This is a genomic window from Streptomyces sp. NPDC054872 (assembly GCF_053610705.1).
Genome location: NZ_JBSGYY010000020.1, coordinates 97,350 through 111,785 on the forward strand (window position 1 = coordinate 97,350; position 14,436 = coordinate 111,785).

At 72.1% G+C, this 14,436-nt stretch carries 12 protein-coding genes; 4 read left to right on the forward strand and 8 right to left on the reverse strand.

Going from position 1 to position 14,436, the window contains the following annotated elements:
- Positions 1 to 5 precede the first annotated feature (5 nt).
- A complete protein-coding gene (locus tag ACWGIH_RS24420; RefSeq protein WP_453446199.1) occupies positions 6 to 1,172 on the reverse strand; it encodes an acyl-CoA dehydrogenase in 1,167 nt (388 codons plus the stop codon).
- A gap of 1 nt (position 1,173) precedes the next feature.
- Positions 1,174 to 2,379 carry an amidohydrolase family protein gene (locus ACWGIH_RS24425; protein WP_453446197.1) on the reverse strand — a complete coding sequence of 402 codons (1,206 nt, stop codon included), beginning with the start codon at positions 2,377 to 2,379 and terminating at the stop codon, positions 1,174 to 1,176.
- 174 nt (positions 2,380 to 2,553) lie between these two features.
- Between ACWGIH_RS24425 and ACWGIH_RS24430 the strand changes: the two genes are divergently transcribed.
- A complete protein-coding gene (locus ACWGIH_RS24430) occupies positions 2,554 to 4,131 on the forward strand; it encodes a class I adenylate-forming enzyme family protein (RefSeq protein WP_453446195.1) in 1,578 nt (525 codons plus the stop codon).
- A 12-nt stretch (positions 4,132 to 4,143) separates the two neighbouring features.
- Here ACWGIH_RS24430 and ACWGIH_RS24435 read toward each other — a convergent pair whose 3' ends face one another.
- Together ACWGIH_RS24435 and ACWGIH_RS24440 are read right to left on the reverse strand one after the other, a co-directional pair.
- Positions 4,144 to 4,656, reverse strand: coding sequence for an EF-hand domain-containing protein (locus ACWGIH_RS24435; RefSeq protein WP_453446193.1), 513 nt, complete (start codon positions 4,654 to 4,656; stop codon positions 4,144 to 4,146).
- 187 nt (positions 4,657 to 4,843) lie between these two features.
- A complete protein-coding gene (locus ACWGIH_RS24440; protein ID WP_361832242.1) occupies positions 4,844 to 5,218 on the reverse strand; it encodes an STAS domain-containing protein in 375 nt (124 codons plus the stop codon).
- A 245-nt stretch (positions 5,219 to 5,463) separates the two neighbouring features.
- On the opposite strand from ACWGIH_RS24440, the gene ACWGIH_RS24445 reads away from it, so the two are divergent.
- Together ACWGIH_RS24445 and ACWGIH_RS24450 are read left to right on the forward strand one after the other, a co-directional pair.
- The gene (locus ACWGIH_RS24445) at positions 5,464 to 6,063 is read left to right on the forward strand and encodes a sigma-70 family RNA polymerase sigma factor (RefSeq protein WP_453446192.1); all 600 of its coding nucleotides are present in this window, start codon (positions 5,464 to 5,466) and stop codon (positions 6,061 to 6,063) included.
- Complete coding sequence (locus tag ACWGIH_RS24450) at positions 6,060 to 7,469, forward strand: MDMPI N domain containing protein (RefSeq protein ID WP_453446191.1); 1,410 nt, start codon at positions 6,060 to 6,062, stop codon at positions 7,467 to 7,469. The genes ACWGIH_RS24445 and ACWGIH_RS24450 overlap by 4 nt, the downstream gene beginning before the upstream one ends.
- A gap of 44 nt (positions 7,470 to 7,513) precedes the next feature.
- Here the strand turns inward: ACWGIH_RS24450 and purU are convergent, their stop codons facing one another.
- Both purU and ACWGIH_RS24460 read right to left on the reverse strand, forming a co-directional pair.
- The gene (purU, locus tag ACWGIH_RS24455; protein ID WP_453446189.1) at positions 7,514 to 8,386 is read right to left on the reverse strand and encodes a formyltetrahydrofolate deformylase; all 873 of its coding nucleotides are present in this window, start codon (positions 8,384 to 8,386) and stop codon (positions 7,514 to 7,516) included.
- A 115-nt stretch (positions 8,387 to 8,501) separates the two neighbouring features.
- Positions 8,502 to 9,005: an SCO4402 family protein gene (locus ACWGIH_RS24460; protein ID WP_453446188.1), complete on the reverse strand. Its 504-nt coding sequence runs from the start codon at positions 9,003 to 9,005 to the stop codon at positions 8,502 to 8,504.
- Between the two features lie 111 nt (positions 9,006 to 9,116).
- Between ACWGIH_RS24460 and ACWGIH_RS24465 the strand changes: the two genes are divergently transcribed.
- Positions 9,117 to 10,397 carry an ABC transporter substrate-binding protein gene (locus ACWGIH_RS24465; protein ID WP_453446186.1) on the forward strand — a complete coding sequence of 427 codons (1,281 nt, stop codon included), beginning with the start codon at positions 9,117 to 9,119 and terminating at the stop codon, positions 10,395 to 10,397.
- Positions 10,398 to 10,486: 89 nt separating this feature from the next.
- Here ACWGIH_RS24465 and ACWGIH_RS24470 read toward each other — a convergent pair whose 3' ends face one another.
- Positions 10,487 to 12,724, reverse strand: a complete 2,238-nt coding sequence (locus ACWGIH_RS24470; protein WP_453510320.1) for a hypothetical protein — start codon at positions 12,722 to 12,724, stop codon at positions 10,487 to 10,489.
- Positions 12,725 to 13,001: 277 nt separating this feature from the next.
- Positions 13,002 to 14,390, reverse strand: coding sequence for a transcriptional regulator (locus tag ACWGIH_RS24475; RefSeq protein WP_453446185.1), 1,389 nt, complete (start codon positions 14,388 to 14,390; stop codon positions 13,002 to 13,004).
- Between the last annotated feature and the right edge of the window lie 46 nt (positions 14,391 to 14,436).

The window sequence follows — 14,436 nt, forward strand, 5'->3', positions numbered from 1 at the left end:
AGTCCTCACCGCCCCTTCGGGAGGCCGAGTATCCGCTCGGCCACGATGTTCTGCTGGATCTGCGAGGTCCCGGCGGCGATCGTGTACGAGAGGGAGGAGAGCCGGTCCAGGGTCCACTCGTGGCCCAGGTCCAGGGCGCCGGGGCCGAGGACCTCGCCGGCGGCCTCGTACAGCTCCTGGCGTGCGTGCGAGTAGCGCAGTTTGAAGACGGACCCGCCGATGCCCGGGACACCGGTCCCGGCCCGCTGCGACTCGCTGACGTTCCACTGCGTGAGCCGCCACAGGGCCCCGAACTCGGCGCTGAGCCTGCCGAGCCTGCGCCGGAGCACCGCGTCGTCCCAGCGGCCGTTCTTACGGGCCTCGCGGGCCAGCTCGCCAAGGACCCGGCGGCAGGCGACGACCTCCCCCACGAAGGCCGTCCCCCGCTCGTACGACAGCGTCACCATCGTCACGCGCCAGCCGTCGTTCTCGGCGCCGACCCGGTTGGCGACCGGCACCCGCACCTCGTCGAGGAACACCTCGGCGAACTCGGTGGATCCGGCGAGTGTGCGCAGGGGGCGGACGGTGATGCCGGGGGCGTCCATCGGCATCGCGAGCCAGGAGATGCCGCGGTGCTTGGGCACGTCCTCGCTCACCGGGGTCGTGCGCACGAGGAGCTCGCACCAGTCGGCGACCTCCGCGTGCGAGGTCCAGATCTTGGAGCCGCTCACCACGTAGTCGTCGCCGTCCCGCCACGCGCGCGTGCGCAGCGACGCGAGGTCGGAGCCCGCGTCCGGCTCGCTGAACCCCTGGCACCACACCTCGTCGCCGCGCAGCACGGGCGGCAGCCACCGGGCCCGCTGTTCGGCGGTCCCTTCGGAGGCGATGGCGGGGCCCGCGTGCAGCAGGCCGACGAAGTTCGCGCCCACGTAGGGCGCGCCCGCCTTCTCGGTCTCCTCCAGGAAGATCAGGTGCTGGGTGGGGGTGGCTCCGCGGCCGCCCGCGTCGACGGGCCAGTGCAGGCCCGCGTACCCGGCGTCGTACAGCCTGCGCTGCCACCCCATGTCGTACGCCCGGCGCCCCGGCCAGTCCAACGGGTCGGGGCGAGGAGGCAGTTGGGGAAGGGTGCGGGCCAGCCACTCGCGCAGGCCCGCCCGGAAGGATTCCTCCTCCTGTGTGTAGGTGAGGTCCACGTCAGGCCCGCTTGCCCTGGTCCAGGTCGAGGCCCAGCATGCGGATGGCGTTGCCGCGCATCAGCTTGTAGATCGTCTCGTCGTCCAGGCCCTTGACGTGGTCGAGGGCGACTTCCTTGGTGTTCGGGAAGGTGGAGTCGACGTGCGGGTAGTCGGTCTCGAAGGTGGCGTTGTCGCGGCCGACGACGTCGAGCGAGGCGACGCCGTGCTTGTCGCGGAAGAAGCAGCAGAACATCTGCCGGTAGTAGTACGTGGAGGGGGGCTCGGGGATGAGGTCGCGGACGCCGCCCCAGGCGCGGTGCTCCTCCCACACGTCGTCGGCGCGTTCGAGTGCGTACGGGATCCATCCCATCTGGCCCTCGCTGTAAGCGAGTTTGAGCGCCGGGAACTTCACGAGGACCCCGCTGAAGAGGAAGTCCATCATCGAGGCCATCGCGTTGTTGAAGGAGAGCGCGGCCTGGACGGCGGGCGGGGCGTCCGGTGAGGCGGCGGGCATCTGGGAGCTCGACCCGATGTGCATGTTGACGACCGTGCCGGTCTCCTGGCAGATCGCGAAGAACGGGTCCCAGTAGCCGGAGTGGATCGAGGGCAGTCCCAGGTAGGTGGGGATCTCGGAGAAGGTGACGGCGCGGACGCCCCGCGCGGCATTCCGCTTGATCTCGGCGACGGCGAGGTCGATGTCCCACAGCGGGATGATGCAGAGCGGGATGAGCCGGCCGCCGCTGTCGCCGCACCACTCGTCGACCATCCAGTCGTTGTAGGCGCGCACGCAGGCCAGGGCGACCTCCTTGTCGTGTGCCTCGGCGAAGGTCTGGCCGCAGAACCGGGGGAAGGTGGGGAAGCAGAGGGACGCCTCGACGTGGTTCAGGTCCATGTCCTTGAGGCGTTCGGCCGGGTCCCAGCAGCCGCGGCGCATCTCGGCCCGGGTGATCCCCTCGAGGGTCATGTCGTCGCGGTCGAAGCCGACCGCCGCGATGTTCCGCTTGTACGGGAACTTGAGGTCCTCGTAGATCCACCAGTCGGTGGGCGGCCCTTCCGGGTCCATCGTGATCTGGTACTTGCCCGCCACGTAGGCGAGTTCGCCGATGCCGGCGGTGAGGGGCTTGGGTCCGCGGTCGCGGTATTTGGCGGGCAGCCAGGTGTCGAAGAGATGCGGCGGCTCGATCACGTGGTCGTCGACGCTGACGATCCGGGGAAGGTCGGTCATGGTGTCCTGCCTTTCAAGGGGCCTGGCGGTCATCTCTCCGGTCCCTCCGGGCTATCTGATGACCCGTCAGATAGCAGGCTAGCCGCGCACCCCTGGACCGACAAGGCGGTGAGGCTTACGCTCTCGGCACGATCTGACTGGCCGTCAGTTCAGTTGCTGCCGTGAGGGGATCGCATGAGGACCTCGGAGAACGAGACCGCGTACGAGCTGGGGGCGTCCCGCACCCTCTGGGAGCTCATCGAGCGCCGCGCCCGGCTCACCCCCGAGGCACCCGTCCTCATCCAGGCCGCGCCCGACGCCGCCGACGACCGGACGCTGACCTTCGGCGAACTGCGCGACCGCGCCGAACGGGTGGCCGCGGGCCTCTACGCGAAGGGCGTGCGCCCCGGCACCGTGGTGGCCTGGCAACTGCCCACCCGCATCGAGACCGCCCTGCTCTCCTTCGCGCTCGCCCGCATCGGCGCCGTCCAGTCACCGGTCATCCCCTTCTACCGCGACCGTGAAGTCGGCTTCGCGCTACGGGAGTCGAAGGCGGAGTTCTTCGCCGTGCCGGGCGTGTGGCGGGGCTTCGACCACACCGAGATGGCGCGACGGCTCGGCGCGCGGGGCGTCTTCGAGGCGTACGCGCGGGACGACCTGCCCGACGGCGACCCGTCCACCCTCCCCCCGCCGCCCACGGACGGCACATCGGTGCGCTGGATCTACTGGACTTCGGGCACGACGTCCGACCCCAAGGGCGTGCTGCACACGGACCGTTCACTGATAGCGGGCGGCTCGTGCCTCGCTCACGCGCTGCACCTCTCGGCGGCCGACATCGGCTCGATGGCGTTCCCCTTCGCGCACATCGCGGGCCCCGACTACACGGTGATGCTGCTCCTGTACGGCTTCCCCGCGGTGATGTTCGAGACGTTCGCGCTGCCCGACGCGCTCGACGGCTACCGGCGGCACGGCGTGACGGTGGCGGGCGGTTCGACCGCGTTATACTCGATGTTCCTCACCGAGCAGCGCAAACTCTCGCAGGGCGAGCGGCTCATCCCGACCCTGCGTCTCCTCGCGGGCGGCGGCGCGCCGAAGCCACCGGAGATCTACCACGCGGTCGTACGCGAGATGGGCTGCCAACTCACCCACGGATACGGCATGACCGAGGTGCCGATGATCACCATGGGCGCGCCCGACGACACCGCGGAGAACCTGGCGACGACGGAGGGGAAGCCGCCGCAGGGCATGGAGATCCGGATCACGGACGCCGAGGGCAAGGACGTGCCCGCCGGGGTCGACGGGGAGGTGCGGCTGCGCGGGGAGGCGGTCTGCCAGGGCTACTTGGACCCGGCGCAGAGCGCGGGGACCTTCGACGCGGACGGCTTCCTGATCACGGGCGACCTCGGCCACCTGCGGCCGACCGGCCACCTCGTCCTCACCGGGCGGGCCAAGGACATCATCATCCGCAAGGGCGAGAACATCTCCGCGAAGGAGATCGAGGACCTGCTGCACCGGCATCCGGCCGTGGGCGACGCGGCGGTGATCGGCCTCCCGGACCCCGAACGGGGCGAGCGGGTCTGCGCGGTGATCGAGCGGCGGCCGGGGGACCACGACGCGCTGACCCTCGACTCCCTGACGGCGTATCTGCGCGGGGAAGGACTCTCCACGTACAAGCTGCCGGAGCAACTGGAGCTGGTGGAGGCCCTCCCCCGCAACGAGACGCTGCGCAAAGTGCTCAAGTACAAGCTGCGGGAGCGGTTCACGCGCGGCTGAGCGGCGGGTGACTCACTCAGGGACGGTGAAGTACGCCGAGAACGCCGCGACGATCTCTTCCTCCGTCACACGCCCGTCCCCGTCGGTGTCGAGCGAGCCGCCCGCGGCGCTCGCGACGTCCGCGGGGACGCCGAGGGCCGTCAGCACGCGCTCGACCTCCTGCGGGCTGACCGCCCCGTCGCCGTCGCCGTCCGCGACCGAGATCACGGCGTCCAGGAACGGGCGCGCGATCTCCGCGAACCGGGCCGGGTTGTCCCGCAGCCGCTTGACCGCGCCACCCACGAACTCCGGCTTGGTGATCCGCTGGTCACCGTCACGGTCGGCGATCCCGGCCATGCCCTGCCAGAAGGCCTCGGCCCCGATGTAGAGGGCCTGCCCCTTCTCGGAGCGCGCGGTGGAGCCGAACTCGCTGAGCAGGGCGGCGGTCGCCGTGCTGAAGTCCTCACGGGAGATGTAGCCGTTGCCGTCCTGATCAAAGCTGGCGAAACGGGCCGCGATCTTACGCTCGTACTCGGCACTGTCCATGGTGTTCGGGCCGCCTCACTTCTGCGGTTGGGTGCGTGTGCACAGGGGGTCCCCTGGGTGTCTCTGGCAGCGAGCGTACGTGTTCGGCGACCGCCCGGAGGCCGGAAGCCGACGCTTGTGCCAAGACCGGGACAAGAGAGGTTGTACCAGGAGCCGGCCCCCGGTGATCTTTCGGGTCGGCCGGGTCTCACGCGGAGAGCGGGATCGCCTCGTCGTCCACCGCGGCTGCCACGTCCGGGAAGACCTCGAAGAGCCGGCGGACGCCGAGCGCCGCGAGGACGCGGTTCACGTGGGAGCCGTCCTCGGCACCCTTCGCGGGGAGTATCAGGCGCAGCCTGCCCTGGCAGGAGCGGAACAGGCGGCGCGTCGCTATCAGCACGCCGACACCGCTGGAATCGCAGAACAGCACGTCGGAGAGGTCGAGGACAAGGCTGTGCCGGCCGTCGGCCACGGCATCGTGCACACGCTGGCGCACGACAGGCGAGGTCACCAGGTCCATCTCGCCGGACACCCGCAGAACGGCCCAGCCGTCCTGCTCGTCCACGGCCACCTGCAGCGTCACTCGCACGCCTCTCGCTCGCTGATACCGCTCGCTCGTAGCTCGCCGATGCGGAAGCCTTCCCTACGCTTCCTACGTCGCGGCTGCCCCAGCTCCTCTCCATGAAACACCAGGGGGGCCGCTCCCTATCATCCGAGGCCGGGAGCAGGCGCACTTTGCCTTAAAGGGAGTGCGTTGTCGGTGGTGGCGACTACATTCGATGGAGGGCTTCGGGACGAGTTAGGAACGGCACGCGCAGAGGGGGCCGCATGGCGAAGGACGCGCCGCGCCGCTGGGACCGCCGCATGCAGCAGCGGCTGGCGCACGGGGAGGCGGCCGCGCTCGGCGAGCTGTACGACCACTTCGCCTCGCTCGTGCACGGCCTCGCCCACCGCGTGCTCGGTGACGAGGACGCCGCCGACCGGATCACCCGCGAGGTCTTCGCCCACATCTGGGAGAACCCCGACGCGTACGACCCCAAGCAGGGCCCCCTGCGCTCCTGGGTCGCCACGCTCACCCACCAGCGGGCCGTCCGGCGGCTGCGCCAGACCGAGTCCGCCGCCCTGGCCCGCGGCGGCGAGGGCACCCCGGAGGACCTGGAGCGCAAGGTCCGCCGCGCCTCGGCAGCCGCCCGCGCGGACTACATCGTCACGGCGATGCCCGCCCCGCTGCGTGCCGCCCTGGAGCTCGCCTACTTCCAGCGGCGTGACTACCGCCAGACGGCGGCCGACCTCGGCGTGACGGAGGACGAGGCGCGCCGCCGCCTCCGCCTGGGCCTGCAGCTGCTCTCCACCGCGAACGACGCGGCGGGCCCCGCGGAGCCGCATCCCGCACCGGGGGCGCGCCCCGGTTACGGGAGAGCGCTGTGAAGGGGCCCGACCGGCAGGACCCCTTCGAGGACCCGGACCTCCCGGAGACCGACGGCGGCGGTGCGGGAGACCGCGCCGACCGGGGCGGGCCTGATGGCCCCGGCGGTCCGGACGGGCCCGGCGGCACCGGTGGTGCGGGCGGCTCGGGCGGCTCGGGCGGCTCGGGCGGCTCGGATGACCGTAGTGACGCCCGTCGGCCACCGCGCATACCGCTGCCCCGCTCCTCCATAGAGGACACGGGACACCCGCTGCCCGACCCTCCGCTCGCCCTCGACCACCGCGTCCTGAAGTCCCTGCTCGGGGCGTGGGCGCTCGCCGCCTGCTCGGTCGAGGAAGCCCTCGCCGTCGAGGTGCACCTGGGCCACTGCGGGCCCTGCGCGGAGGAAGCGCTGCGGCTGCGCGACGCGGTGGGACTGCTGCACCAGGAGGAGAGCCTCGACCTCGACCCGGGCCTGCGCAACCGCGTCATCGAGAACTGCCTCGGGCGGCGCCCGGCCCGTATCCCGGTCCCCGAGTGGGCCATTCCGTACGACGCCGAGACCGCTCGGCTCGACGCGCTCCTGCGGGACATCGGCGACTCCGAGTGGCACGCCCCGGTGCGCCTGCGGTGGTTCGACGAGGACCGTCCGGTCAGCCGCAAGACGACGGTGGCCGGCGTGATCGCCCACCTCCTCGCCGTCGACGGTCTTGTCGCGCTCGCCCTCGGTCTCGACGACCCGCTCGGCCGGGAGGCGCCGCCGCGGCCCGACCCGGGCCACCGCACCGAGGCGTACTGGCGCGCTTCGTACTTCCCGCCCACGCGCGCGGTGCGCGGCCCCTGGCGCGAGCAGTCCCACGAGCTGATCCGCACGGTGTCCTTCACGGCGGGCGGCCCGCACGGCTCCGGCTCCGGCGGCCTCGCCGTCCCCTACAGCGCCCCGGACGAGCGGGGCCGCCGCGTCGAGCTGCCGCTGCGGGACTCCATGCTGGACCGCGCCTTCGAGTGCTGGATCCACGCGGGCGACATCGCGGCGGCGGTCGACTATCCGTACGAGCCCCCGTCGCCGCGCCATCTGCACCGCATGATCGACCTCGCCGCCCGGCTGCTTCCCGGCACACTCGCCGAGCGCCGCCGCTCGGGTCTCGCCGCCCCGGCGCACGGCCTGGTGGCGGCGGGCGCCCCGGGCCGGAGCCTGCGCCTGGAGGTCGAGGGCATGGGCGGCGGAGAATGGTTCATCCCGCTCGACTCCCCCGGCGCCAGTGCGACGGCGGACCGCGAGGTGGCCCATGTCGCGCTGGACGGCGTCGAGTTCTGCCGCCTGGCCGCCGGCCATGTGTCTCCGCAGGAGGCTGCGGCGGGGCAGGTCGGTGACCGCCAGGCGATCAAGGACGTGCTGTTCGCGGCGGCGTCACTGAGCCGGATGTGAGTTCGCCGAGCCGGATGTGAGTCTCGCGCGGGGCCCCGCAGCGGTCAGGCGAAGACGACCGTGCGGTGCCCGTTGAGCAGGATCCTGCGCTCGGCGTGCCACTTCACGGCGCGCGCGAGCGCCTGGCACTCCACGTCCCGGCCGATCGCGACCAGCTGGTTCGGCGTGACGCCGTGGCCGACGCGCTCGACCTCCTGCTCGATGATCGGCCCCTCGTCGAGGTCCGCCGTCACGTAGTGCGCGGTCGCGCCGATCAGCTTCACACCGCGCGCGTGCGCCTGGTGGTACGGCTTCGCGCCCTTGAAGCTCGGCAGGAAGGAGTGGTGGATGTTGATGATCCGGCCGCTGAGCTGCTTGCAGAAGTCGTCCGAAAGGACCTGCATATAGCGGGCCAGGACGACGAGCTCCACGTTCTGAGCGCGCACGAGTTCCAGGATCTCCGCCTCGGCCTGCGCCTTGTTGTCCTTCGTCACCGGGACGTGGTGGAAGGGGACGTCGTACGAGGCGGCGAGCTCGGCGAAGTCCGTGTGGTTCGAGACGACCGCGGCGATCTCGACCGGCAGCGCGCCGATGCGTGAGCGGAAGAGGAGGTCGTTCAGGCAGTGCCCGAACTTCGACACGAGCAGGACGACGCGCATCTTGTCGTCGGCGCGGTGCACCTGCCAGTCCATGTGGAAGGAGTCGCCGATCGCGGCGAAGCTCGCCCGCAGCTTCTCGACCGTCACCGGCGGCTCCGCCGAGAAGTGGACGCGCATGAAGAAGAGCCCGGTGTCGTGGTCACCGAACTGCTGGCTGTCCTCGATGTTGCAGCCGGTCATGAAGAGATAACTCGACACGGCGTGCACGATGCCCTGCTTGTCCGGGCAGGAGAGGGTGAGGACGTACTGCTCAGCGGGGGCGGGGACCTTCTCGTTCATGCGCCCAAGGTTCCCACAATCAGGCCACCCCACGGGACCACGGTCCATGCCCCGGACGGGAAAAGGGGCCGTGCCCCGGACGGGAAGAGCGGCCGTGCCCCGGGCGGGGAGGTGCCTAGCTCGCCGACCGGGTCAGGATGCGCAGCACCTCAAGCGTCCGGGGAGCCTCGTCGGGGTCCTCCCCGTCACTGACGGCGAGCCGCACATGGGCCTCGCGCGCGGCGCGGACCGCCTCCGGCCACCCCGGGTGATCGAGATAGGCGGACACCAGCGCGTCCGGCCCCACCTCGTGCATGATCCGCAGGACCCGCAGCACCGCGGCGTCCACCAGGGCCGCCTCCTCCGCGTCACGGAAGATCGTCCCGACGTACTTGTCGGCGGACCAGTTGTCGAGCCACGTGTCCTCGACCAGGCGGTACACGGCGTCGGTCACGTCCCCGTACTCCTCGCGCCCGGCGAGCCAGCACTCACGCTGGAACCCCGGGTCGGAGAGCATGTGAAGAGCCGAGCGCACGTTGCTGCGCCAGCGCCACCATGGCATGTCGTTCGTTGGCATGCCGCCCATGGTGCTTGAGCGACGGCCACGACGGGAAGAGTTCTCCGAACCTTGCACGGTCATCGATCGTACGTTCCCCCTCGGCGCAGCCGAATCGGCCCCTGTCATTCACCTTCTTGTCACCATGCGTTGAGAACGCGTCACTCCATGGTTGGCACTGCGGCGGAATCGTGCATGACCATGCCCGTCTCGCGACGCACCTTCCTCCCCCGCCCCTCCAAGACCGCGATGCTCACCGCGGCCGCCCTGGTGGCGGCGGGTGCGTCCCTGACCACCGCATGCGGGGTCATCCCTGGTTCCGCGGGGGGATCCAGGGAAGACCCCGTGACCGTCATGACCTGGGCCCCCGAGAAGACCAAGGCCACGAACAAACCCGGCATCCCCGCGATGGCGCAGGCCTACGCGCGCTGGGTCAACGCGAACGGCGGCCTCGACGGCCGCGAGCTCAAGGTCATCACCTGCAACGACCACAACGACCCGGTGGGCGCCGCCGACTGCGCCCGCGAGGCGGTCGACAAGGAGGTCGCGGCCGTCGTCGGCTCCTACAGCCAGCACGGCCGCTCCTTCCTCTCCCCCCTCGAAGTCGCCGGCATCCCCTACATCGGCGGGTACGGCGTCACCGACGAGGAGTTCAGCAGCCCCCTGTCGTACCCCGTCAACGGCGGCGAACCGGCGCTCATGGCGGGCAACGGCCGTCAGCTCGCCGCCCGCTGCGAGCGCGTCTCCCTCGTACGCCCCGACACGATCGCCGGCGACGATCTCCCCGGGCTCCTGGACTCGGGCCTCGCCGAGGGCCACCGCAAGCCCTCCGCCGACATACGGGCACCCGAGGACGGCACCGACTTCACCGCGCAGGCCGAGCAGGCGCTGGAGCGCGCGGGCACCGGGGGCTGTGTGACGGCGGCGCTTGGCGAGCGCACGGACACGTTCTTCGACTCCTACCGGCGCACCGAGGACGCGTACCCGAGCGCGAAGATCTCCTCCGTGCTCGGCAGCGTCGACCAGTCCCTCGTCGACCGCACGGGCGGCGGCAACGGGCCGTACGAGGGCGCCTACCTCACCGGCTGGTACCCGGCGGCCAGTGATCCCCGCTGGGACGACATGCGCGAGGTCATCCGCCAGCAGGCGTTCGGCGACAACCGGGTCGACCCGACGGACGCGGGCGTGCAGACGACGTGGATCGCCTACACCGTCCTGAAGCAGACCGTCGAGTCGCTCAAGGGCGGCGAGGTCTCCTCACGGACGCTGCGGCGGGCCCTCGACGAGGGGCTCAAGGTGCGGACGGGCGGTCTCACGCCCACCCTGAGCTGGCGCTTCAAGGACATGCTCGCGGCCAGCGACTTCCCGCGCCTGGTCAACGCCGACGTCACGTTCCAGATGGTGCGCGACGGCCGCCTCGTGCCGGCGCGCAAGGGCTTCGTGAACGTCTCGAAGACCTTGGAGCAGGTGACGTGACCGGGTGACCCGTTCTGTTCCCGGCCGCGCTCCTGGCCCGGGTCCCGGCCTGGCCCCGGTCCCGTCCTGGCCCCGGCCTCGTCGCCGCCCTAGAGCTGTGACTTGTCGCGTGTGGTGAGGCCGTGCTGCTCGGCGATGGCGTTCCACAGCCCGGCCGCTTCCTGCTTGGCCGTGGTCGCCTCGCCGCTGGACTTGTTCCCCGCGACGGTCTGCGGCGTCGTGCGGGCACGGCCCTTCTTGCAGCCCTTCTTGCCCGCGACCTGACCCGCCCACGCGGCGTAGTGGTTGTCGGCCGCGGCGGACGCCTTCCACGCCTTGGTGAGGGAGGCCGTCAGCTGGGCGTTGGCCGGCAGCTTGTCCACGGAGAGCCCCGAGAGGCGCGTCACCAGGCCGTTGCGCTGCTTGGCCGCGTTGCGCAGATCGGTGGCCGACTGGGCGAGGTCGGTGCACTTGCCCACGTTGCGTACGGCGCCGATCACCGAGTCACGGCTGTTGTTGCTGTCGGCCAGGAGCTTGTCCAGGGCGACGGCCTGCTCCTTGGCGGGGTCGACGGAGGGCGAGGGTTTCTCGTCGGCGGGCGCGGACTCGGAGACGGTCTGCGGACTGTCCTTCTCCTCGTCACCGCCACCGCCGCTGAGGAGGGCGCCCGCGCCGACGCCGACCAGCGCGATGACGACTCCGACGGCCGCGAAGAGCGGCACCTTCGATCCGGTGCGGCCTCCTCCGCGTGACGCGGGGGCCGCGGCGGCGGCGCGGCGTGCGGCCCGTCCCCCGCCGTCGCCGCCCTGGCCGTGGCCCGCGGGCTGCGGCGGCTCGAAGCGGGGCATCTGCTGGGTGGACGCGGGGCCTTCGGATTCCGGTGCCTCGGTACGGAAGAGGCTGTCGAACTCGGCGGGCGGCTGCCGGTCGCCCGGGGCGCCGGGCCGTATCCCGAAGGGTGCCTTGCCGGGCTCGGCGGGCACGGGGGCGATGAACTGCGTCGGCTCGTTGTCGGAACCGGCCGCCGGGGGCATCGGCGTGCGCCCCAGGAACTGCGTGGCCTCCCCCGCGGGGGCCTCGGGCGGCAGGGCTCCGGGGGCGACGGGGGGTATGTACTGGGTGGCACCTTCGTCGACGCCTGCGCCTGCGGCGGGCGTCGCGGGTATGTACTGCGTCGCGTCCGCGTCACCCGCACCGGCGGGCGCCAGCGGCGCGAGACCTCCCGCGACGGGCGGCAGGGGCGCACCGGCTCCGGTACCGGTACCGGTACCGGAGCCACCGGGGGGAAGCTGGCCCGCCTGAGCGGCGGGCGGAAGCTGCCCGGCCTGCGCGGCGGGCGGAAGCTGCCCGGCTCCTCCGGTCTGCCCGGCCTGCCCGGCCTGGGGAAGCGGCTGACCCGGCTGGCCGGGGTACGCGGGGTCGGCGGGGCGGCCGGGGTACGAGGCGTCGGCCGCCTGCCCGGGGTACGCGGCGTCGGCGGGGCGGCCTGCGTGGGCGCCACCTGCCGCCTGTCTCGCGTGCGCGCCGGCCTGCGACTGCGCCGCGTGCTGGCCACTCTGCGGCTGCCCTGCGTGCTGACCGCCCTGAGGGAGACCCGCGTGCTGACCACCGTGCGACTGTGCCGCGTGCTGCCCGCCCTGGGGCTGGCCCGCGTGCTGGCCACCCTGCGCGTGGCTCACGTGCTGGCCACCCTGGGACGGGCCCGCGTGTTGCCCGCCCTGCGGCTGTCCCCCGTACTGCTCGCCCTGCGGCTGACCCGCGTGCTGGCCACCCTGTGCGTGGCTCACGTGCCGGCCGCCCTGGGACGGGTCCGTGTGCTGGCCCGCCTGCTGCCCACCGCCGTACTGCCCGCCCTGCGGCTGACCCGCGTACGGTGCGCCCGCGCCCTGTGCCGGCCCGTACGAACCGCCCTGCGGCTGGGCTCCGTATGCGCCGCCCGGAGCCTGACCGCCGTACGTGCCGTCAGGAGCCTGACCGCCGTATGTACCGCCCTGCGGCTGACCGCCGTACGTACCGCCCTGCGCCTGGCCTCCGTACGAGTCGCCCCCGTACGAAGCGTCCTGGCCGTAGTCCTGGTGTTGTGCGCCCTCGGCGGGCAACGGGGTGGCCGTGCCGTACGGCTGCTGCTGGGCGTCCCAGGGGGTGCCCGAGCCGGGCGGCGGGTCCGCAGGGGCCGGGCCCCACGGCTGGCCCCAGGGGCTGCCGCCCGCGGGGGCCACGTGGTCGCCGGTGGTGCCGGGCATCAGCGGCTCGCTTCCGTCGGCAGGCAGCACGATGCCTTCGTGCGCGTGCCGGTCCGCGGAATGCGGATCGGAGGAAGCGGCACCCTGCCCGCTCTGCTGCGTCACCGGGACTCCTACGAATGGGGGACCTACGGAACCGTCGGCTCACGCTACCGGGTCGCCACAGTCGTCTGCCACGCAGCTCAAACCTCCGTGACCGCATCAATCGCGGAAGTAACAAAAGCTCTCCGCGAAACGCTGATTACGTCACCAGGGAGTTTCGAACGCGCACGGGAGTTGCCGTTCACGGTGCGGAAAGGGCCGGGACGGGCCACGTTCACCGGAGCGCGACACACGTCACAAACCCTTCACGCACCGATCCCGCGCCCGATCCCGCACTCCCTCACGCCGCCTGGACGTCCATCCGCGCCCCGAACTCCCTTACCACCGGCTCCTCGCGGTAAGGAGCGAGCCGCTGCTGGAAGTCCTCCAGATACTCGGCGCCGCGGTTCGACCGCAGCGTGCCGAGCAGTTCGACGGCCTTCGTGCCCGTGTGGCACGCCTGCTCGATGTCACGCCGCTGCACCTGCGCCGTGGCGAGCAGGACCAGGCCGATCGCCCGCCGCCGCGCCCGCGTCTCCGGATGCCCCGCGAGGGACTCCTCGGCACTGCGCGCCGCCGCGTCCGCCTGCCCCAAGTCACGGTGGCAGTGCGCCAGTTCGTCGGCCAGGTAGGCGTGGTCGAAATGCTTGATCCACACCGGGTCGTCGCCCGAATCCGTCTCCCCGGCGGCCCGGTCCATCGCCTCGACCGCACGGCCCGCGACGACCTGGGTCGAGCGCCCGTCCCCGAGCAGCGCGTGCCCCCTGGCCTCGGCGGCGTAGAACATGGCCTCCGCGCGCGGGGTGACCCGCCCGCGCGTCCCCTCCTGGGCCGCCCGCGCCAACTGCGCGATCTCCCGCGGGTTTCCGAGCTGCGCCGCGAGATGGCTCATGGACGCGGCGAGGACATAACCGCCGTACCCCCGGTCGCCCGCCGCCTGAGCGAGCCGCAGCGCCTGGATGTAGTACCGCTGGGCCAGGCCCGGTTGGCCCGTGTCCACCGCCATGTACCCGGCGAGTTCCGTCAACCGCGCGACGGCCGAGAACAGTTCACGCCCCACCGCCTCGCGGTACGAACCGGCGAGCAGCCCCGACACCACGCTGTTCAGGTAGTGCACGACGACCGGCCGCACATGCCCGCTGCCGTACTGGTGGTCCAGCGTCGTCAGCGCCTGCGTCATGGCCCGCACCGCCGCCACGTCGGAGGGCCCGACCCGCGGCCCGGCCATCCGGCCGACCTGCGCGTCCGGCGACGAGATCAGCCAGTCGCGGCTCGGCTCGACGAGCGCGGAAGCGGCGACGGACGAGCCGGACAGGAAGTCCCGCCGCCCCACGTCGCTGCGCCACAGCTCGCAGACCTGCTCGATGGCGCCGAGCACGGTGGGCGAGAACTGCAGGCCGACGCCGGAGGCGAGGTTCTTGCCGTTCGCCATGCCGATCTCGTCGATCGTGACCGTCCGGCCCAGCTTTCGGCCAAGGGCCTCCGCGATGATGCCGGGCGCCCGGCCGCGCGGCTGCTGACCGCGCAGCCACCGGGCGACCGACGTCTTGTCGTAGCGCAGATCGAGACCGTGCTCCGCGCCGCACATGTTGACCCGGCGGGCCAGGCCCGCGTTCGAGCAGCCCGCTTCCTGAATGAGTGCCTGCAGCCTTTCATTGGGCTGCCGCGCGACGAGCGGCCTTGCGGCCATGGCGTACCCCCTGATGTGCACCGTGGTTCATCTGGACGGAGGGGCC

Bases quoted from the DNA above. Each gene is read 5' to 3' on its own strand.
- ACWGIH_RS24425 (WP_453446197.1), bottom strand. From the start codon at position 2,379: ATGACCGACCTTCCCCGGATCGTCAGCGTCGACGACCACGTGATCGAG.
- ACWGIH_RS24430 (WP_453446195.1), top strand. From the start codon at position 2,554: ATGAGGACCTCGGAGAACGAGACCGCGTACGAGCTGGGGGCGTCCCGC.
- ACWGIH_RS24435 (WP_453446193.1), bottom strand. From the start codon at position 4,656: ATGGACAGTGCCGAGTACGAGCGTAAGATCGCGGCCCGTTTCGCCAGC.
- ACWGIH_RS24445 (WP_453446192.1), top strand. From the start codon at position 5,464: ATGGCGAAGGACGCGCCGCGCCGCTGGGACCGCCGCATGCAGCAGCGG.
- purU (WP_453446189.1), bottom strand. From the start codon at position 8,386: ATGAACGAGAAGGTCCCCGCCCCCGCTGAGCAGTACGTCCTCACCCTC.
- ACWGIH_RS24460 (WP_453446188.1), bottom strand. From the start codon at position 9,005: ATGACCGTGCAAGGTTCGGAGAACTCTTCCCGTCGTGGCCGTCGCTCA.
- ACWGIH_RS24465 (WP_453446186.1), top strand. From the start codon at position 9,117: ATGACCATGCCCGTCTCGCGACGCACCTTCCTCCCCCGCCCCTCCAAG.
- ACWGIH_RS24475 (WP_453446185.1), bottom strand. From the start codon at position 14,390: ATGGCCGCAAGGCCGCTCGTCGCGCGGCAGCCCAATGAAAGGCTGCAG.